Raw genomic sequence first — 17,708 nt, forward strand, 5'->3', positions numbered from 1 at the left:
CCTCACGCCTCCCCAGCCTCGTCGACCGGCGCTTATAAGCGCCGGTCGACTCCCTCGCACGCGCTCCTCGTGGCCGCCGGGCGCGGCCACTCGGAGGCGCGCGCCTAACCCTGATTAGGAAACTCGTGACTATCCAACTAGACCGATTAGAGAAAGCACCGGCCGAGACTCCACGCGAGCGCAGCGAGCGGGGAGTCAGGGCGGTGCACGACCAAAGGGAGTGCACCGGCCGAGATTTGAACTCGGGTTGCAACCATGGCAAGGTTGCGTGATACCACTACACTACCGGTGCGTGCTTCGCACTCGGTGGTTGGTTGGAGGATCACTTAAACCTGTCACATCCGACTGACGGCGAGCAGATGACGTGACGGGGAGCGGGCGAGACGCCGGGTGCAGTTCGGGGTCACTCCCCGCGCATCGCTGCGATATCGTCCGCGTGGGCGTGCACGAGGTCGGCGAACGCGGACGCCTCCGCGCGCTCCTGCGTCCCGTCGTCGCGGCGGTCGCGCACCCGCCGTTTGATCGCGCGGAGGGCGTCCCGCTCGCCGCTCGCTATCGCGTCCGCCACCGATCGCGGGTCGTCGACCACGCGGGAGACGAGCCCCGTGCGGAGCGCCTCGTCGGCGTCGAGCACCCGCCCCGACAGCGCGAAGTCGAGCGCGTCGCCCTCGCGCATCACCCGCGGGAGCCGAACCGTTCCGCCCCACGCGCCGAACAGCCCGAACGCGACGCCGGGCTCCGCGAACGTCGCCGCCGGCGTCGCCACCCGGAGATCGGCCGCGAGCGCGATCTCGACGCCGCCGCCGCGGGCCGCGCCGTCGATCCCGCAGACGACGACCGTCTCCGCGTCCGCGATCGCCCGAGCCGTGCGCTGGCCGGCGCGGGCGAACGACGCCGGGTCGTCGAGGGCGGCGACCACGTCGAGGTCGGCGCCGGCGCAGAACGCCTCGCCGGCGCCGCGGAGGTACGTCACCGGCGCGTCGGCGTCGGCGACGGCGGTGCGGAGCGCGCTCAGGTCATCGGGTCGGAGGGCGTTCCGGCGCGCCGGTCGGTCGATAGTCACCACGCGGACCCCGTCGTCGTCTCGGGTGCGGATCACACCGTGGTATCCCGTTCGTTTCCAAAGGTCTTTGCCCCTCGATCGACTACCGTTACGTAATGGACGATGCCGCGCGAGCGCGTGACGCCGCGTGTGAGGCGCTCGCCGACGTCGAGCCCGATCAGCTGCGTGAGGCCCTCGAAGACCGGATCGCGAACGCCGCCGTAACGCCCGGAGTGCTGGCGCTGGTCACCGCCCGCGCGGTCGACCCCGAGGTCGACCCCGACGCGGTGGTCGACCGGGCGGCCGGCGTACAGCTCATCTACGAGGGGCTCCGGCTCACCCGGTCGGTGGCCCACGAGGAGCCGTGGGCGACCGCGGCCACGCGGGAGACGGACATCGACGCCGACATGGACGTGCTCACCGCCGACGTGCTCGTCTCGCGCGGGTTCGCCCTGCTCGCGTGCACCGACGCCGCCGCGGCCGCGGTCGAGGTCGTGCGCGCGTTCGGCCGCGACCAGACGCTCCGGGACCGCGAGGGGACCGATCCCGCCGCGGCGACCGCGCTCGACCGGAACTTGGAGATCGACGCGCTCGAACTCGCCGTCGTCGCCGGCACCACCGCCGTCGGCGGCGACCCGCCCGAGGAGCTGTTGACGTACGCCCGCGATCTGGCGGCGGACTACGACGGCGAGTTCCCGCCGCCGGGCCGCGCGCTCCCCGAGACGACGGCCGACCGCATCGCCGACATCTCCGACCGCGCCGTGAGCGCGACGGACCGGTGAGGTCGCCCGACGGCGACGGACCGGTGTGTGTCTTCGTGACGGAACGGCCCCGAATCGAAACCCCTAAAGTCGACTCCCGTCAACGACTGATTGCGCCTGGGTAGCTTAGCGGTAAAGCGCGTCCTTGGTAAGGACGAGACCCCGAGTTCAAATCTCGGCCTAGGCTCTTCTCGCAGTCCCTCGATCGGATAGCCCCGCTGCCGACGACCCGTCCGATCGTCGTCCGCAAACCCGATACCCGTCGCCGCCGACGGGTCCCGTATGACCGCGACCTTCGCCGACCTCTTCGACCGAGCCGCCGGGGCTGACGTGAGCGCCGAGACGGTGAGCACGGCGCTCGCCGAGCGACGGGCCAACGCCGGGGATCGCGACACCGCCGGAAGTGACGACCTTCCGCCCGTCGACCGCGATCCGAGCTCCGCCCGCGTCGTCGCCGACGCCGACGTGCTCGCGGCCGACCTCCTCGTCGGCGGGCCGGCCCGCGAGGCGCTCGATGCGCTGCGCTCGCACGCGTGGACGACGCTCGTCGCCAGCGACCCGCTCCTCGACGACGCCGAGGCGGTGATCGGCGCGCTGGCGGGCGACGGGCTGGCGGACGCCTGGCGAGACGCGATCGAGGCGTGGCGCGAGCCGGTGACGCAACCCCCCGGCGACCACCCGGCGCTGGCGTCGGCGTACCGCGGCGGCGCGATGCAGGTCGTGAGCCTCGATCCGTCGCTGACGGGAGCGCGGGCCGCCGCCGGGCTTCGGGACCGAATGGCGGTGAGCGTTCGCGAGCCGCGGGCGTTCGCGACCGTCTTCTCGCCGGCGCGGCTGTACCCGGAGGCCGTCGGCGGCGAGTATCCGGGCCCCGACCGCGACCCGCGAACGATGGAGCCGGTCCGGACAAACGCGGACGAGCGCCACGACACCGACGAACGGTCCGACGCGGACCAGCACGGATAAACCGCCGCCGACCCGACCGACGGTAATGACCGACTCGGACGCGACCGCCGCGACCGTCGCCGTCGACGACGGCGACGCCCCCGCGCTGCCGACCGACCTCGGCGCGGTCCGCGAGGCGCTCATCGACTGGTACGAGGCGGACCACCGCGAGTTCCCGTGGCGGCGCACCGAGGACCCCTACGAGATCCTCGTCAGCGAGGTGATGAGCCAGCAGACGCAGCTCGATCGGGTCGTTCCCGCGTGGGAGGATTTCATCGAGGAGTGGCCGACGACCGCGGCCCTGGCCGCCGCCGACCGCGGCGACGTGGTCGCGTTCTGGTCGGACCACTCGCTCGGCTACAACAACCGCGCGAAGTATCTCCACGAGGCCGCCGGGCAGATCGAGGGCGAGTACGACGGGACGTTCCCGGAGACCCCGGAAGCGCTCCAGGAGCTGATGGGCGTCGGTCCGTACACCGCGAACGCGGTGGCGTCGTTCGCGTTCAACAACGGGGACGCCGTCGTCGACACCAACGTGAAGCGGGTGCTCCACCGCGCCTTCGCGGTGCCGGACGACGACGACGCGTTCGCGCGGGTGGCCTCGCACGTGCTGCCCGACGGCGGCTCCCGCGTCTGGAACAACGCGATCATGGAGCTCGGCGGCGTCGCCTGCGGGACGACGCCGCGCTGCGACGAGGCCGGGTGCCCGTGGCGCGGGTGGTGTCACGCCTACGAGACCGGCGACTTCACCGCGCCCGACGTGCCCGAACAGCCGAGCTTCGAAGGAAGCCGCCGGCAGTTCCGCGGGCGCGTGATTCGGGTCCTCGGCGAATACGACGAGCTGGCGCTCGACGAGCTCGGCCCCCGTGTCCGCGTCGACTATTCGCCCGGCGGCGAGTACGGTCGAGAGTGGCTCCGCGGGCTGATCGCGGACCTCGCGGACGACGGGCTCGTAGCAGTGGAAGAGGAAGGCGGTGGAATCGCGGTTCGACTCCGGTCGTAAGGGTCAGACAGGGTTTCGCCCCGCCACCGTTTGCATACATGACAAATTCTTTAATATTGGATTTCGTGTCGGTAGTCATGGCTGGTGAAAACGTGCGAACTTCGCACAGTAGTGACGAGCGGGGCGTGTCGGCGAGTCTCCCCTCCAGTGACAGCGGGGAGACGCGCGGTTCGCGGGTCGGGCGGCGGACCGTGTTGGGGGCGATCGCCGCAGGCTCGGTGCTCGGTGCGGTCGGAATGCCGTCCGTCGCCGCCGACGGGCATCTCGTCAGGGCGGACGACCTCGTCGCTCGCTGGCCGTTCGCGGAGGGGTTCGGAGACACCGTCGGGAACGCCGACGGCGCCGCAGAGTACGGCAACCCCTCAGTCGGAACGTTCGGCGGGCGGTCGGGGGTTCAGTTCGATGGCGACGACGGGATGCAAGTCGGCTCCGGGTCGGATAATCCACAGCTGAGTATCGCTCGGCGTGACAACGGTCCGGCGACCGTCGTCGGCTGGGTCTACTTCGATCGGAGCGAGGGCGGGAAACCGAACGGCGAGGAGGCGAACCACCACCTCTTGCGAAACGACGCGGAGTACGTGTTTGCGGGACGACCCGACACGGGCGATGCGGAGACCGTCCGGCTGTCCTTCCGCACAGGCGATCTCGGAGGAGGCGTCGTGTACTCGACCGAGGATCACGTCGACGCCGAGCTGGACGTCTCCGTGGGCGAGTGGCACCACGTCGCCGTCGTGTTCGACCCGGCGAACGCCATCCGGATCCACGTCGACGGGGAGGTCCGCTTTTCGGACGACGAGATGGACGGTTACAGCCCACGGAACACGAACTACTGGTCTCACCAGACGATCGGAAGCTGGTACGGAACCGGAAATCCCGACTGGTACGGCCTCCTCGTGGGCAAGCTGTCCGACCTCCGTATCTACCGCGCCGAGCTCTCGGCGGGCGAGATCGATCAGATACGGACCGAATCAGAGGGCGGCGATCCCGCGTACGACGTGTCGATCGCGTCGACCACGTCGCCCGTCGAGGCCGGCGAGCGACTCGAGGTCTCCGTCGAAGTCACGAACGCCGGCGGCGCGACCGGGACCACCGACGTGACGTTGGAATCGACCGGCGGGTCGGTGGTCGACTCGGCGACCTTCTCTCTCGATCCGGAAGAGACGGCGACGGCGACGCTGACGTGGGAAACCGCAGAATCTGACGTCACCGACGGAGAGATCGTCGTCCGGTCCGGCAGCGACCAAGCCAGTGCGTCCGTCCGGGTCGAAGAAGTGAGCGACGGAAACGACGACGAGGCGGACGACGGCGGCTCTGACGATAGCACCGACGACAACGGAAGCGGTGACAACGCGGCGGGAGGCGAAGAGCCGACCGCGGCGTTTGAACACGCACCGACGTCGCCGTCGGTGGGACAGCAGGTCGCTTTCGACGCGACCGAGTCGTCAAGTCCGGACGGAGAGATCGTCGAGTACCGGTGGGACTTCGGCGACGGGGGGACGGGAGAGGGTCAGACGGCGACCCACACCTACACGGAGAGCGGCGGGTTCAACGTGACGCTGACCGTGACCGACGACGCCGATCGCGCTTCTCAGAGCGCCGACCCGCTCGAAGTGACGGGCGCGGAGGACGATTCGGACGACGGAACGTCGTCCGTCGAGATACCCGGATTCGGCGTCGGAACTGCTGTTTCGTCGCTCGTCGGGGCGGGATACCTCATGCGATCGCGCCTCGGGCCTGGCGACGGCGGCGACAACGCCGAGGGCGACTAGCCCTTCGGCCCGAGACACCGCCGGGGGAACCGTTACCCGTTTATCACGGGAGCCGGAACAGAACGCTATGAACGAGACCGTCGACGCCGACCTCTACACGCGGACGAAGGCCCTGCTGGAGCCGGGCGACATCGAACTCGCGGGCTGTATCGTCCACACGACGCTCGGCGGGCAGGAGGACCTCGAGATGCACGAGCTCACGGTCGCCATCAACGAGGTCATCGCCGACCACGCCGGCAAGGGCGAGGCGTACATCGAGGCCGGCAACGACGACACGAACTTCTCGTCGAACCAGTTCCAGGGGCGCACCCTCGACGACGAGGCGTTCGTCTGGGAGTGCCAGCAGCTCCTCCGCGACGGCACCTTCGACCTCGTCTTCTACTACGAGGCGACCGTCGATCAGGAGACGCTCGCGGGCGACCTCGCCGACCTCGACGGCGTCGATCGCGTGACCCAGGTCCCCTGAACGGCGGCGGTTTTCCCTTCGAACTCCCGTGAGCGACACCGTTCTCGTCCCGGGCGGCCGGGACGTGCGCGCCACCCTCGACACCGCCGCGAGCGACGGCGGTGGCGACGCCGCCGCCGAGAACTCGCGCGCCGACGCGGTCGTCGTCGCCTGCCCGCCGCACCCCCAGCAGCGCGGCCACCGCGGCGACGAGCGGCTGACCGCCGTCAGCGACGCGCTCACCGATCAGGGGATCGACTGCCTCCGGTTCGACTACGGCGACTGGGACGAGGGGTACGGCGAGAGCACCGACGCCGACAACGCGGTCGGCTGGGCGACCGAGCGCTACGACCGGGTGGCGCTGTTCGGATTCTCGTTCGGCGGCACGGTGGCGCTCGTCGCGGCGGCCTCCCGTCCCGAACTCGCCGGCGTCTGCGCGCTCGCGCCGACCGCCCGCCTGAACCCCGATGTCGACGCGGTCGCGGCCCTCGACGATCTCGTCGCGCTCGACGTGGAAGCGCGAGTCCTCTACGCGACGCGCGACTCGACGGCCGACTGGGAGCCCGTGGTGGAGCGGGCCGAGGAGCTGGGGATCGAGACGGTCGCGTTCGCGTCCGACCACTTCTTCGTCGGGCGCGCCGGCGACGTGGGCGACGCGGCGGCGACGTTTCTCGGGTCGCGGCTGCGGGACGACTGACGGGGGTCAGTTGTACCCGCGCCAGCGGTGCCCGCGCTCCTCGTCGATCTGCTTCTCAACCCGTTCAGCGACGCCGACACAGAGGCAGCAGCCGAGCGGCTCATATCGGTCGCCTTCGCAGGGGATCAGCGTATCTGAACGCTCCCGCCCCCGTCGTTCACCTCGCCGTTGACGGTGACGCTGACGCCGTACTCACCCGCGCTCGGGTTCGTCACCGATTCGTATCTGACGGCGAGGGCGTCGCCCGCCTCCAGGCTGTAGCTCCCCGAAAACTCGATTCGGAGGGTGTTCCCCCCGTCGGAGACGATGACGCCGTCGCCGGGGGGACAGCACTCCACGTCGCCGGTCGCGTCCGTCTCGACGGTCCCGTCCCGGTCGCCGTCGATACCCACGAGCGTGACGGCTGCTCGCTCGTCGACGCCACTCACGTCGACCGATCCGCTCTCGTACTCGACCGTGACGGAGTTGAGCGAGTTGCCCGCGGTGTCGGAGTCGGCGGCGACGGTGTAGTTCACGACGTGTGTCGTCGTCGCGCCCGCGCCGTCGTCGACGGCCCGGACGAGCTCGCCCGCGTGTGACTCGTCGCCCGCCGTCGCGTCCGCGTCCCCGTCGACCGGTCCGTCGGTGAGGTCGTGCACGTCCTCGCGCTCGCTGCCGAAGTCGGCCAGATGGATCGCGCCCGCGGCGAACATCGTCGCCAGGAGGAGGGTGATGACGACCACGAGGGCGACGCCGATGACGGGAGAGATCGCCCGTTCGTCCATGCCGACACTTCGCCTCCGAGGGTAAGAACTGCCGACCTAACCGCCCGCGACGCCCGCGGTTTTCTCACAATAGGGCCAGAGCCCCAATCTGCCCAAATCGGCAGCGTCAGGTTGGGATTAGTTATACCCTCTCCACCGGTGCCCGCACTCCTTGCATTTAAAGAAGCGCGTCGGGGGCTCGTCGGCGGCGCCGGTCTGTTTGATCGTGTACCACGCCTCGCCGTGGCCGCACTCGTCGCAGACGATGTCGTTGGCGGTCGGCTTCCCCTCGAAGTTCGCGCCCTCCTCCGTCTCGATCACCTCGTCGCCGGTCTGTTCGGTCGTCGACTCGAACTCGGCGGCGAGCGCCTCGTCGCGCTCGGTGGTGGCGCCGCAGTCGTCGTTCTGACACACCATCTCTCCGTCGCGAGAGACCATCATCGAGCCGCAGTCGTCACAGAACTGCATATGCGGCGTGCTACGGCGTCGAGCCGTTTAGCTCCCGTGGCTGCGGTCCGAGACCGCGCCCCGGTTCCGCCTCCGGAACGCCCTTGCGTTCGCCCCGATCAGGTGAGAGTGAACATGAACCACCGAACGCTCGGCGACGTCGGCGCGGTCAGCGAGGTCGGCTACGGCGCGTGGGAGATCGGGAGCGACTGGGGCGACGTGAGCGAGTCCGAGGCGGTCGACGCGGTCGAGGCCGCCCGCGAGGCCGGAATCGACTTCTTCGACACCGCGGACGTGTACGGCGACGGGCGCTCGGAGCAGATCCTCGGCGACGTGCTCGACGACGAGATCGCGACCGGCGACGTGACGGTCGCGACGAAGGCGGGCCGCCGGCTCGATCCCCACGTCGCGGAGCGGTACACCGAGGCGAACCTCCGCCGGTTCGTGAACCGGTCCCGGGAGAATCTCGGGACCGAGACGCTGGACCTGGTCCAGCTCCACTGCCCGCCGACGGACGCGTACTATCAGCCGGAGACGTTCGACGCCCTCGACACACTCGCGGCCGAGGGGAAGATCGCGAACTACGGCGTCAGCGTCGAGCGCGTCGAGGAGGGGCTGAAGGCGATCGAGTACCCCGGCGTCGAGTCGGTCCAGATCATCTTCAACCCCTTCCGCCAGCGGCCCGCCGAGCTGTTCCTCGACGAGGCCGCCGCCCGCGACGTGGGCGTGATCTGCCGGGTGCCGCTCGCCTCCGGGCTGCTCACCGGCGCGCTCTCGCGGGACACCGAGTTCGCCGAGGACGACCACCGCAACTACAACCGCGAGGGCGACGCGTTCGACGTGGGCGAGACGTTCGCCGGCGTCCCTTACGAGGTCGGCCTCGACGCCGCCGACGCGCTCGCAGAGCGGGTCGACGCCGTCGCCGACGACCCGACCGACGCGACCGGCGACGACCTCTCGCTCCCGCAGCTCTCGCTGCGCTGGATCCTCGACCACGACGCCGTCTCCACGGTCATCCCCGGCTCGACGACGCCGGACCACATCCGGGCGAACGCCGCCGCCAGCGACCTCGCACCGCTCGGTGAGGACGAACGCGAGGTCGTTTCGGACGTGTACGACGAGTTCGTCCGCGACCACGTCCACCAGCGCTGGTAGCGGAGCCGACAGCCGGCGGAACGAGTCGCTTTTGTCCGGAGCCGGGTCACGTCGAGGTGACCCGTGAACGACGGAGCCGGAGCCGGAAGCGACCGCGAACGCGAGGCGGCGTCGAGCGGGAACCCCGACGACGCCGTCCCCGACGACGAGCGCGAGGCGCTGCTGACGATCGCGGGCGGAGCGGTGGTCACCGCGGGCGGCGTCTCGGGCCAGCGCGCGCTCACGGCCGCGACGGAGTTCGTACTCGCGCGCAGCCTCGGTCCGGCCGCGTACGGCGTGTACGCGCTGGCGTGGCGGATCGCCCAGTTGCTCTCGCGGCTCGTCACGTTCGGCAGCGTGCCGGCGCTCCAGCGATATCTCCCCGAGTACGCGGGCGCTCCCGACCGACAAGGGGTCGTCGCCGGGCTCGCGTACGCCACGACGCTCGGGTTCGGGGCCGCGATCGCCGGCGGGATCTGGCTGGCCGCCCCGTGGATCAACGCGCGCACCGTCTCAGACGCCGCGTTCCCGGCGACGATGCGCGCGTTCGGCCTCCTCGTCGGGCTGCTCGGGGTCGTGATGATCGCGTCCGCGATATTCCGCGCCGTCGGCTCTGCCCGCGGCGAGATCGCCTTCAACAAGCTGCTCCGGCCCGGCGTCCGACTCGTCGGAGCGGTGGGGGCGCTGGCGCTCGGCTACTCGGTCGTCGGCGTCGCAGGCGGCATCGTCGCCGCGACCGCGCTGCTCGCCGCCGTCGCCGCGCCGCTCTCCGCGCGGGTGACCGGAGTCGTCCCGTCGCTTCGGGGCGTCAGCCGGGAGGCGCGACGGTTCTACGACCACGCGGCGCCGGTCGCGATGAGCAGCCTCGGGAAGGTGTTCCAGAACCGCGTCGACGTGCTGCTCGTCGGAGCGCTGCTGACGGCGACCGCCGCGGGGGTGTACAACGTCGTCCTCGTGTTGATCGCGATCGCGTGGATTCCGCTGCTCTCGTTCAACCAGCTGCTGCCGCCGGTCGCCTCCGAGCTGTACGCGGAGGGGGAGACGGAGACGCTCAACGCGGTGTACACCTCCGTGACGCGACAGATCGTCGCGACGGTGATCCCGGTCCTCGCCGTGCTCGTCGTGTTCGGACGGGAGCTGCTCGGGCTGTTCGGCGACCCGTACGTGGCCGGCTACGTCCCGCTCGTCGTCTACCTCGGCGGGGTGTTCGTCGGCAGCGCGGTGGGCGCGACCGGCTGGCTCCTGATGATGACCGACCACCAGTACGCCCGGATGGCGCTCGACTGGCTGCTCGCCGTCCTCAACGTCGCTCTCACCTACGCGTTCGTCGTCCGGTACGGGCTCGTCGGGGCCGCGCTCGGCACCTCGCTGGCGATCGCGGTGCAGAACGGGATTCAGGTCGTCCTGCTGCGTCGCTTCGAGGGACTGTGGCCGTTCGACCGCACCTACCTCACGCCGCTCGCGGCCGGCGGCGTGGCCCTCCTCGCGATGCGGGCGATCCGGGAGGTCGTCCCCGGCGGAACCGCCGTCGTCGTCGGGTCCGTGGCCGGAGTCGCGGTCTACGTCGGCGCGCTCCGCGCCCTCGGCGTCGACCCCCGCGACCGGCTCGTCGCGCGCGAGCTGGCGGGGCGGTACCGCGCCGCCCTCGCGGATCGGCTCGGTCGGTAGCGCGCTGACGCGGTTCCGCCGGGCGTCGGCCGAGACGCGTCTCGGCGTCGGCTACCCGGAACGGCGACACTTTATCCGGGGCGACGCGTAGTGGAGATATGGAAACGATCGACCGCGGGTCAGCCGGGTCGGCCCGCGTCGCGATCGTCGGCGGGATCCACGGTGACGAGCCCGCCGGCGAGCGGATCGTCAGGCGACTCGCCGACGCGCTCGACGCGCCGGAGGACGGCGCCGGTGACGGGATCGTTCGACTGATCGTCGCCAACGAGCCGGCGCTGGCGGCCGAGACGCGGTACACCGACACCGACCTGAACCGCGCGTTCCCGGGCGACGCCGACAGCGACGAGTACGAACGCGCGCTCGCGCCGCGGCTCGCCGCCGAACTGGAGGGGATGGACGCGGTGCTCGCGCTTCACACCTCCCACAGCGCGCCGCCGCCCTTCGCGATCTACAGCGACCTCACGCCGTCGGTGCGCCGGAGCGTGACGGCGATGCCCGTCGACTACGTCGTCGACGCGGGCGGGCTCCGCGGGACGACGCTGGACTCCACCGTCCCGAACACCGTCTCGATCGAGGTCGGTCGACAGGGGAGCGAAACGGCGGTCGAGTTCGGCTACGAGGCGTGTCTGGCGTTCCTCCGAGCGCACGGCGCCGTCGACGACGAGCCGCCGACGTTCAGCGAGACGACGGTCGTCGCGGGCGACAAGGAGGTGCCGAAGGGGAGCGGCGAGCCCACGGTCCACTTCGCGAACTTCGAGGAGATTCCCGTCGGCGCGGTGTTCGCCGAAGACGACGTGTACACGCACCGCGTCGAGGAGGAGGGCGTGGTCCCGATCCTCGCGAGCGAGGAGGGGTACGAGGAGATATTCGGGATCTACGGGCGGGTGATGGGAACGCTGGAGCCGCCGGCGTCGGCGGACCAAACGGCCGCCGGAGGCGAACGGGTCGACGAAGCGGAGACGGAGTAGCCCGGGCTCACTTCGCGGTCGGCGTCACGTCGCCGACCGCGTCCATCACCTGCATCGCGGCGCTCGCGGCCAGCCCGCGCGCGACCTCGTCGGTGTCGGCGTCGGCGATACCGGCTTCCAGCTCGTCCGGGTCCGGCGTGAATCCCGCCGAGACCGGGTGCCCCGCGGGCGGGTTGACGGCGACGGTCGCCTGCGGTCCGTTCGCGCCGACCGACAGCTCGGAGCCGACGGCGTAGCTGTCCGGGAGATACGACTCGGTTCGCGAGACGATTCCGGCGACCGCGCGCCGGAGACGCCGTTTCTGGTCCGGAGAGAGGTCGACGGCCGCGGGCTCTCCCGCGTTCGTCACACCCGGTGCCCCGGCGTACGGGTTATTGCCGTTCATCGAAGACACGTCTGATACGCGGAGCCCACTCAAAAAGGCGTCGGCGAGGGCGATCCGCGCTGGCTCGCCGTCGATCCGGCTACAGGATCGGCTCCGATTCGCCGTACGCGGCGATGACGACGGCGGTCGTGAAGCGGTCGGGCTCGGCGGCCGCGGCCTCGACGCGCAGTTCGCGGTCGGGGAGCTCCCAGTCGCGGAGGTCGCCGCCCGCGTCGAGCCCCGCGTGGATCCGATCGCGCACGTCGGCGGTGTCCTCGCCGGTCACCTCGTAGAAGAGGCCGGGGCCCGGGCCGGTCGCCCAGCCGAGCCCGGCGACCACGTCCGGATGGCGACGCGGCGCTCGCTTCGAGGCGGCGTCCTCCGCGCCGGCGCGCCCGCCCTCGCGGAAGTCGACCGCGTCGCCCGGCCCGACGGTCCGGCGCGCCTCGACGACCGTGAGCCGGTTCCCGGTGGGGCCGAGGTCCGGGGCCGCGGCCACCGACTCGACGGTCGCCTCGGCGGGGACGACCGAGGAGACCGCGACGAGGTTGTAGTTGTGGAGGTTCGCGTCCGCGAGCGCGGCGTCGTAGGAGGCCATCGCCGTGTCGGCGACGCCGACGCCGCCGGCGACGTGGATGGTGTTCATCGGCGGGAGGTCGGCGGCGCGGGAGGTAAGGGGTTACGAAGCGGGCGGCAGGACGGTAAGAACCGAGCACGACGAGCCGGCGGGACGCCGGTCAGTACTGGTAGTTGATGACCTGTTCTTCGGTCTGCTCGGCGTCCTGCAGCTTTTCGCGCGCCTGCTCGAAGTCGGCCTGCGTGACCTCGGTGCGGCCGTCGCGGATCGCGAACATCCCGGCCTCGGTCGCCAGCGACGCGATGTCGGCGCCGCTGTACCCCTCCAGATCGCGAGCGACCGCGCCCACGTCCGTCCCCTCGGCGACGTTCATCTCCTGCGTGTGGATCTCGAGGATGCGCTCGCGGCCCTCGGGGCCGGGCTCGGGCACCTCGATGAGGCGGTCGAAGCGACCGGGACGCAGGATCGCCTCGTCGAGCATGTCGAAGCGGTTGGTGGCGGCCATGATCCGGACCTCGCCGCGGTCGTCGAAGCCGTCCATCTCCGAGAGCAGCTGCATCATCGTGCGCTGGACCTCGGCGTCGCCCGACGTCTTCGAGTCCGTCCGCTTGGCGGCGACGGCGTCGATCTCGTCGATGAAGATGACGGCGGGCTCGCGCTCCGCGGCGAGCTCGAACAGGTCCCGGACGAGCCGGGCGCCCTCGCCGATGAACTTCCGGACGAGCTCGGAGCCGGCCATCTTGATGAAGGTGGCGTCGGACTCGTTGGCGACCGCCTTCGCGAGCATCGTCTTCCCCGTGCCCGGCGGGCCGTGCAGGAGGACGCCGCTCGGCGGGTCGACGCCGACAGCTTCGAACTGCTCGGGGTCCTCGAGCGGGTCCTCGACCGCCTCGCGGACCTCGCGGATCTGCTCGTCGATGCCGCCGATGTCCGCGTAGGTGACGTCCGGCGACTCCGTGACCTCCATCGCCTGCGCCCGGGAGTCGGTCTCGTCGTCGAGCACCTGCTGTACCGCGAAGGAGTCGTTGATGGCGACGCGGTCGCCCGGCCGAAGGTCGGACTCGAGCGTCGTTGACGCCTGCGTCAGCACCTCCTGGTTGTTGCCGTGCTGCTTGATGACGACGCCGTCATCGGTAATCTCCTCGACCGAGGCGATGTACAGCGAGGAGGTCTTCAACACCTCGTTCTCCCGCTTCAGCTCGTCGACGTCCGCCTTCAGCTCGCCGCGTCGGTCCTGTGCGTCGTCGAGCCGGTCCTCGAGCTCGTCGTTGACCTGCAGTATCCGCCGGTAGTGCTGGCGGATCGCCTCGAGCCGTTCCGTCTCGCTCATCTCCGGATCGAGCTCCAGACGGGGACGGTCGGGCAGTGAGGGGCTATGAGACATTCGTTGTCCCCGGTTACGAAGCGCGCGTAAATGTGCCTTTGGGTCACGGCGGTCTCCCGGTCCGACCGAAAGTATCGATCTTGATATCCATGGGTCAAGGTTTTAACCAATCTCCCGAGTAGACTGCGTCATGAGCGTACGAACAGCAGTCGACCGCGCCATCTCGGGAACCTCAGCGGGCGATCAGCGGACCGCAGTCCTCCGAGCATGAGCGACACCGAAACGAAGCACACGGTTCTCGCGGTCGACGACGAGCCCGATCTCGCCGAGCTGTACCGGGTGTACCTCGACACGGCCTACGAGGTGCGGATCGCCACCGGCGGCGAGGAGGCCCTCTCGATGATGGACGACTCGGTCGAGGTGGTCCTCTTGGACCGGCGGATGCCCGACATGTCGGGCCACGAGGTGCTGGAGGCGATCCGCGGCGAGGGGTACGACGCGCGGGTCGCGATGCTGACCGCGGTCGAACCCGACGTGGACATCGTCGAGATGCCGTTCGACGACTACAAGACGAAGCCCGTCACGAAGGAGGACCTTCTCGGGCTCGTGGAGGTGCTGCTCCACCGCGCGCAGTTCGACGAGCACAGTCAGAAGTTCTTCGCGCTGGCGTCGAAGAAGGCCGCGCTGGAGGCCGCCGACACGACGCACACCGACGAGTACGAAGAGATCTTAGAGGAGATGGAGCGCGTCCGCGAGCGCGTCGACAGCACGCTCGACCACCTCTCCGCCCGCGACGCGTTCGTCGAAGTACCCGGTAACGTCCCGTAGCCCTGCCGTCTCTCGACTACTCGATTTCCAGGTCGCCGCTCGCCTCGCTGCCGTCGCCGCCCTCATCCCACTCCAACTCGAACTCGACGCTCAGCTCGCCGAGGGCGTCGGCCGGTCCCTCGCGTTCCGCCTTCACCTCGAACGTCGGCTGCGCCGGGGGCTCCATCGTCACCGACTCCCCGCCCCGCTTCAGCGTGATCGGGTCGCCGGCCTCCAGGGAGTCCGCGACGGTCCGCAGGTAGGCGGCGATGTCCGCTCGGCTCTGTGCGCTCTCGGATTTGAAGAGAACTTCCTCGGGCATACGTCGAGGAACGCGCCCCGGAGTGATAAATGCGGACGTCGATCGTCGGGCGGTGCGATCCCGCCGCTCACAGCGTCCGCCGCTCGCAGTGCCCGTCGCTCACAACGCCCGCCCGCCCGAAGCGCTTGCCCGGCCGCGCTCAGAACCCGTCTTCGAAGGCGAACGTCCCGTCGCGCTGGACGACCTCGCCGTCGACCTCGATGACGGAGTCCTCGCTCATGTCGACGATCATGTCGACGTGCTCGGCCGACTCGTTGACCGCGTTCTCCTCGCCCACCGTCTCCGGGTACGCGGAGCCGACCGCCATGTGGACCGTGTCGCCCATCTTCTCGTCGAACAGCATGTTGTAGGTGAACCGGTCGATCTGGCGGTTCATCCCGATGCCGAGCTCGCCGAGACGGCGGGAGCCCTCGTCGGTGTCGAGGATGCCGGAGAGCAGGTCCTCGTTGCGCTCGGCGGAGTGCGAGACGACCTCGCCGTCATCGAACCGGAGTCGGACCCCCTCGATCTCGCGCCCGTAGCGGTAGAGGGGGAGATCGAAGTGGACCTCGCCGTCGACGCCGTCGCGGACCGGCGCGGTGAAGACCTCGCCGCCGGGGAGGTTCGCCTCGCCGTCGTCGTTGAGCGTGGAGTTGCCCGACACGTCGAGCGTGAGGTCCGTCTCCTCGCCCGACTTGATCCGGACCTCGTCGGCGGCGTCGAGGATCTCGACCATCTCCGCCTGGAACTCGCGCTGTTCGTCCCAGTCGAGCGAGACGGCGTCCCACACGAAGTTCTCGTACGCCTCGGTGCTCATCCCGGCGAGCTGGGCGTGGCTCGCGGTCGGGTACTGCGTGAGACACCACGTCTTCGAGAGCCGCGTCCGCTTCACCTCCTCCATCGCGCGGTTGTACGCCGCGTTGGTCTCCGGGTCGACGTCGGCGTCCTCGGTGGCGTTCGCGCCGCCGCGCGCGATGATGAACACGTCGGCCTCCTCGTAGAGCGCGCGCCGGTGGCTCGGCTCGGTGAACTCGTCTGCGGAGCGCTTGAAGGCGCGCTGCGCGCGCTTCGAGTAGTTGAGGTAGACGGGGTTGGCGCCGCGGTCGCCACAGACCTCGTGGAGTGCGACCGCGAGGTCCTCGGCCTCCTTCGGCAGCTGGATGACCACGTCGTCGCCCGACTGGATGTCGGTCGAGTGGTCGGCGATGATCTCCGCGTGTTCGCGAATGCGTGCGTCCATGCACGGTGTTTCGCGGCCGGGGAATTACGGCTTTCCTTCCGGGTTCGGTGCCCGCCGCGCGAGAGCGGCTACAGCCCGTACTGCTCCCGTGCCGCGTCGCCGAGGCCGCGCTCGTCGAGCAGATCGAGCGGCGCCAGCAGATCGAGTTGGACGACGCCCGGGAGCCGGCCGATCTGGACGCCGCCGGTGAACGTGCACCGGGCGCGGATCTCGCCCTCGCTCATGTCGAGCAGCCGTCCCGCGCGGTCGAAGGCGTTCTGCGTGGCGTCGTTGACGGTGGCGCCGGAGCCGACGACCTGGATCGGGGCCATGTCGTCCTCGACGTCGACGCCGTGGTCCGCGCCGAGGTCGCGGCCGGCCTCGCGCTCCGCGTCGGTGTACGGCCGACTGATAAAGGGGAGGTCCTCCTCGTTCGGCAGGAGCACGGGGCCGTCGAGGTCGAGGCCCTCGATCACCTCCACGTCCATGGTGACGGTGCCGCTCACGTCGGTCGTGTGGAGGGAGAGCTCGCCGTCGCCCTGGTTCGCGTGGAGATCGCCGACGTACACCCCGCCGCCGTCGATCGCCACGGGACAGATCAGCGTGGCGCCGGCGCGGACCTCCGGGATGTCCATGTGGCCGTCGGTGCGCTTCTCGAGGTCGGTCTCGGTCTCGACGCCGTAGTCGTGGTCGGCGCCGATGAGGTTCTGACCGAAGTCCCCCGCGTTGTGCGAGTCCGGCATCGTCACTGGGGGCGTCGTGCCGATGTTCCCGATGAAGGGGCGGAGGCGACCGAGCGTGCCGGGCATCCCGTCCGGCTCGTACAGCAGGATTGGGTGTTGCCGGGCGTTCTCGGGGATGTCCATCACGCGTTCGGCGTCGGTCGCGAGCGCGTGGGCGCCCTCCTTGTCGAGGGTGATGCCGACCGCGTTCTCGTGGTCGAAGGCGACCGTGTAGCCGTACTCGAAGCCGAACGAGGAGGCGTTGGCGCCGCACTCGGCGCAGCGGATCGCGTCCTCGCCGGTCCCCTCGACGACGGAGTCGGGCCACGTCGTCCCGCACTCCGGACAGCGGTGGTCGACGAAGGGGTCGTCGCCGAACGCCCCCTCGCGTTCCGCCATCGACCCGGTGCTCGTCGCCATGCTCGTCACCTCGACGTCGCGGATGTGAATCGCGATCGCGTCGCCGACCTCCGCGCCCTCGACCCGGATCGGGCGGGTCACCTCGTGGCCGCCGCGGAACGAGGGCGTGACCATCGGGCCCCAACACCCCGGCGGCGTGTACGTCTCCACCGTCCCGCCGTCCGCGACCGTTCCGGCCCACTCCTGATCGGGGCCGACGAGTCCGAGCGTGTACTGGTCGACGTACAGCTCCTCTTGAACGCCTTGTTGTGACATACCATGGTGTAGTGCGGGCGTCTCGCCAATAACGCTACTGCTCGCGGACGGGCGTCGAGGGGCCGTTCGACTCGAGAGAGAGGCGTGAGGATGGAGG

The 17,708-nt window shown here is 70.3% G+C and carries 19 protein-coding genes and 2 tRNA genes; 11 read left to right on the forward strand and 10 right to left on the reverse strand.

Features of this window, described 5'->3' with window-relative positions:
• Positions 1 to 221: 221 nt before the first annotated feature.
• Together DJ69_RS14260 and DJ69_RS14265 are read right to left on the reverse strand one after the other, a co-directional pair.
• A tRNA-Gly gene (locus DJ69_RS14260) sits at positions 222 to 292 on the reverse strand.
• Between the two features lie 111 nt (positions 293 to 403).
• Positions 404 to 1,099: an enoyl-CoA hydratase/isomerase family protein gene (locus DJ69_RS14265; protein WP_099256213.1), complete on the reverse strand. Its 696-nt coding sequence runs from the start codon at positions 1,097 to 1,099 to the stop codon at positions 404 to 406.
• Positions 1,100 to 1,158: 59 nt separating this feature from the next.
• Between DJ69_RS14265 and DJ69_RS14270 the strand changes: the two genes are divergently transcribed.
• The 7 genes from DJ69_RS14270 (at position 1,159) to DJ69_RS14300 (ending at position 6,662) form a co-directional block, all read left to right on the forward strand.
• Positions 1,159 to 1,824, forward strand: coding sequence for a DUF7114 family protein (locus DJ69_RS14270; protein WP_099256214.1), 666 nt, complete (start codon positions 1,159 to 1,161; stop codon positions 1,822 to 1,824).
• A gap of 94 nt (positions 1,825 to 1,918) precedes the next feature.
• Positions 1,919 to 1,990, forward strand: a tRNA-Thr gene (locus DJ69_RS14275).
• Between the two features lie 95 nt (positions 1,991 to 2,085).
• Complete coding sequence (locus tag DJ69_RS14280; protein WP_099256215.1) at positions 2,086 to 2,769, forward strand: DUF7384 family protein; 684 nt, start codon at positions 2,086 to 2,088, stop codon at positions 2,767 to 2,769.
• A gap of 25 nt (positions 2,770 to 2,794) precedes the next feature.
• Entirely contained in the window at positions 2,795 to 3,751 is a 957-nt protein-coding gene (locus tag DJ69_RS14285; RefSeq protein WP_099256216.1) for an HhH-GPD family protein, read from the forward strand.
• Between the two features lie 77 nt (positions 3,752 to 3,828).
• Entirely contained in the window at positions 3,829 to 5,520 is a 1,692-nt protein-coding gene (locus tag DJ69_RS14290) for a PKD domain-containing protein (protein WP_144050458.1), read from the forward strand.
• Positions 5,521 to 5,587: 67 nt separating this feature from the next.
• Positions 5,588 to 5,986: a DUF5778 family protein gene (locus DJ69_RS14295; RefSeq protein WP_099256218.1), complete on the forward strand. Its 399-nt coding sequence runs from the start codon at positions 5,588 to 5,590 to the stop codon at positions 5,984 to 5,986.
• A gap of 28 nt (positions 5,987 to 6,014) precedes the next feature.
• Positions 6,015 to 6,662 carry a CocE/NonD family hydrolase gene (locus tag DJ69_RS14300; RefSeq protein ID WP_099256219.1) on the forward strand — a complete coding sequence of 216 codons (648 nt, stop codon included), beginning with the start codon at positions 6,015 to 6,017 and terminating at the stop codon, positions 6,660 to 6,662.
• 125 nt (positions 6,663 to 6,787) lie between these two features.
• Here DJ69_RS14300 and DJ69_RS18540 read toward each other — a convergent pair whose 3' ends face one another.
• A complete protein-coding gene (locus DJ69_RS18540) occupies positions 6,788 to 7,426 on the reverse strand; it encodes a type IV pilin (RefSeq protein WP_180271836.1) in 639 nt (212 codons plus the stop codon).
• 117 nt (positions 7,427 to 7,543) lie between these two features.
• A complete protein-coding gene (locus DJ69_RS14310) occupies positions 7,544 to 7,873 on the reverse strand; it encodes a transcription factor S (protein WP_099256220.1) in 330 nt (109 codons plus the stop codon).
• A gap of 114 nt (positions 7,874 to 7,987) precedes the next feature.
• On the opposite strand from DJ69_RS14310, the gene DJ69_RS14315 reads away from it, so the two are divergent.
• The 3 genes from DJ69_RS14315 to DJ69_RS14325 all read left to right on the forward strand — a co-directional run bounded on the left by DJ69_RS14315 (position 7,988) and on the right by DJ69_RS14325 (position 11,622).
• Positions 7,988 to 9,007 (forward strand): aldo/keto reductase, encoded by a 1,020-nt coding sequence (locus DJ69_RS14315; protein WP_099256221.1) that lies wholly within the window; start codon positions 7,988 to 7,990, stop codon positions 9,005 to 9,007.
• A gap of 63 nt (positions 9,008 to 9,070) precedes the next feature.
• The gene (locus tag DJ69_RS14320) at positions 9,071 to 10,654 is read left to right on the forward strand and encodes a lipopolysaccharide biosynthesis protein (RefSeq protein WP_099256222.1); all 1,584 of its coding nucleotides are present in this window, start codon (positions 9,071 to 9,073) and stop codon (positions 10,652 to 10,654) included.
• A 98-nt stretch (positions 10,655 to 10,752) separates the two neighbouring features.
• On the forward strand, positions 10,753 to 11,622 hold the full coding sequence (locus tag DJ69_RS14325) for a M14 family metallopeptidase (RefSeq protein ID WP_099256223.1): 870 nt from the start codon (positions 10,753 to 10,755) through the stop codon (positions 11,620 to 11,622).
• Positions 11,623 to 11,629: 7 nt separating this feature from the next.
• On the opposite strand, the gene DJ69_RS14330 is transcribed toward DJ69_RS14325, so the two are convergent.
• From DJ69_RS14330 to pan2, 3 genes are all read right to left on the reverse strand, one after another.
• Positions 11,630 to 12,007, reverse strand: a complete 378-nt coding sequence (locus DJ69_RS14330) for a DUF5811 family protein (protein WP_095637418.1) — start codon at positions 12,005 to 12,007, stop codon at positions 11,630 to 11,632.
• Between the two features lie 79 nt (positions 12,008 to 12,086).
• Entirely contained in the window at positions 12,087 to 12,632 is a 546-nt protein-coding gene (locus tag DJ69_RS14335) for a pyruvoyl-dependent arginine decarboxylase (protein ID WP_099256224.1), read from the reverse strand.
• 91 nt (positions 12,633 to 12,723) lie between these two features.
• Positions 12,724 to 13,947 carry a proteasome-activating nucleotidase Pan2 gene (pan2, locus tag DJ69_RS14340; protein WP_099256225.1) on the reverse strand — a complete coding sequence of 408 codons (1,224 nt, stop codon included), beginning with the start codon at positions 13,945 to 13,947 and terminating at the stop codon, positions 12,724 to 12,726.
• A 207-nt stretch (positions 13,948 to 14,154) separates the two neighbouring features.
• Between pan2 and DJ69_RS14345 the strand changes: the two genes are divergently transcribed.
• A complete protein-coding gene (locus DJ69_RS14345) occupies positions 14,155 to 14,715 on the forward strand; it encodes a response regulator (RefSeq protein ID WP_099256226.1) in 561 nt (186 codons plus the stop codon).
• A 16-nt stretch (positions 14,716 to 14,731) separates the two neighbouring features.
• On the opposite strand, the gene DJ69_RS14350 is transcribed toward DJ69_RS14345, so the two are convergent.
• The 3 genes from DJ69_RS14350 to DJ69_RS14360 form a co-directional block, all read right to left on the reverse strand.
• Entirely contained in the window at positions 14,732 to 15,016 is a 285-nt protein-coding gene (locus tag DJ69_RS14350) for an amphi-Trp domain-containing protein (RefSeq protein ID WP_099256227.1), read from the reverse strand.
• Positions 15,017 to 15,155: 139 nt separating this feature from the next.
• Positions 15,156 to 16,235, reverse strand: a complete 1,080-nt coding sequence (locus DJ69_RS14355) for an aminopeptidase (RefSeq protein WP_099256228.1) — start codon at positions 16,233 to 16,235, stop codon at positions 15,156 to 15,158.
• Between the two features lie 68 nt (positions 16,236 to 16,303).
• Positions 16,304 to 17,611 (reverse strand): acetamidase/formamidase family protein, encoded by a 1,308-nt coding sequence (locus DJ69_RS14360; RefSeq protein WP_099256229.1) that lies wholly within the window; start codon positions 17,609 to 17,611, stop codon positions 16,304 to 16,306.
• Between the last annotated feature and the right edge of the window lie 97 nt (positions 17,612 to 17,708).

Origin of the sequence: Halorubrum persicum (assembly GCF_002727125.1) — an archaeon.
GTDB lineage: Archaea > Halobacteriota > Halobacteria > Halobacteriales > Haloferacaceae > Halorubrum > Halorubrum persicum.

Excerpts from the sequence above, each read along its gene's own strand:
- DJ69_RS14350 (WP_099256227.1), bottom strand. The coding sequence starts at position 15,016 with ATGCCCGAGGAAGTTCTCTTCAAATCCGAGAGCGCACAGAGCCGAGCG.
- DJ69_RS14270 (WP_099256214.1), top strand. The coding sequence starts at position 1,159 with ATGGACGATGCCGCGCGAGCGCGTGACGCCGCGTGTGAGGCGCTCGCC.
- DJ69_RS14360 (WP_099256229.1), bottom strand. The coding sequence starts at position 17,611 with ATGTCACAACAAGGCGTTCAAGAGGAGCTGTACGTCGACCAGTACACG.
- pan2 (WP_099256225.1), bottom strand. The coding sequence starts at position 13,947 with ATGTCTCATAGCCCCTCACTGCCCGACCGTCCCCGTCTGGAGCTCGAT.
- DJ69_RS14345 (WP_099256226.1), top strand. The coding sequence starts at position 14,155 with ATGAGCGACACCGAAACGAAGCACACGGTTCTCGCGGTCGACGACGAG.
- DJ69_RS14310 (WP_099256220.1), bottom strand. The coding sequence starts at position 7,873 with ATGCAGTTCTGTGACGACTGCGGCTCGATGATGGTCTCTCGCGACGGA.
- DJ69_RS14280 (WP_099256215.1), top strand. The coding sequence starts at position 2,086 with ATGACCGCGACCTTCGCCGACCTCTTCGACCGAGCCGCCGGGGCTGAC.
- DJ69_RS14355 (WP_099256228.1), bottom strand. The coding sequence starts at position 16,235 with ATGGACGCACGCATTCGCGAACACGCGGAGATCATCGCCGACCACTCG.
- DJ69_RS14325 (WP_099256223.1), top strand. The coding sequence starts at position 10,753 with ATGGAAACGATCGACCGCGGGTCAGCCGGGTCGGCCCGCGTCGCGATC.
- DJ69_RS14335 (WP_099256224.1), bottom strand. The coding sequence starts at position 12,632 with ATGAACACCATCCACGTCGCCGGCGGCGTCGGCGTCGCCGACACGGCG.
- DJ69_RS14290 (WP_144050458.1), top strand. The coding sequence starts at position 3,829 with ATGGCTGGTGAAAACGTGCGAACTTCGCACAGTAGTGACGAGCGGGGC.
- DJ69_RS14315 (WP_099256221.1), top strand. The coding sequence starts at position 7,988 with ATGAACCACCGAACGCTCGGCGACGTCGGCGCGGTCAGCGAGGTCGGC.
- DJ69_RS18540 (WP_180271836.1), bottom strand. The coding sequence starts at position 7,426 with ATGGACGAACGGGCGATCTCTCCCGTCATCGGCGTCGCCCTCGTGGTC.
- DJ69_RS14295 (WP_099256218.1), top strand. The coding sequence starts at position 5,588 with ATGAACGAGACCGTCGACGCCGACCTCTACACGCGGACGAAGGCCCTG.
- DJ69_RS14285 (WP_099256216.1), top strand. The coding sequence starts at position 2,795 with ATGACCGACTCGGACGCGACCGCCGCGACCGTCGCCGTCGACGACGGC.
- DJ69_RS14330 (WP_095637418.1), bottom strand. The coding sequence starts at position 12,007 with ATGAACGGCAATAACCCGTACGCCGGGGCACCGGGTGTGACGAACGCG.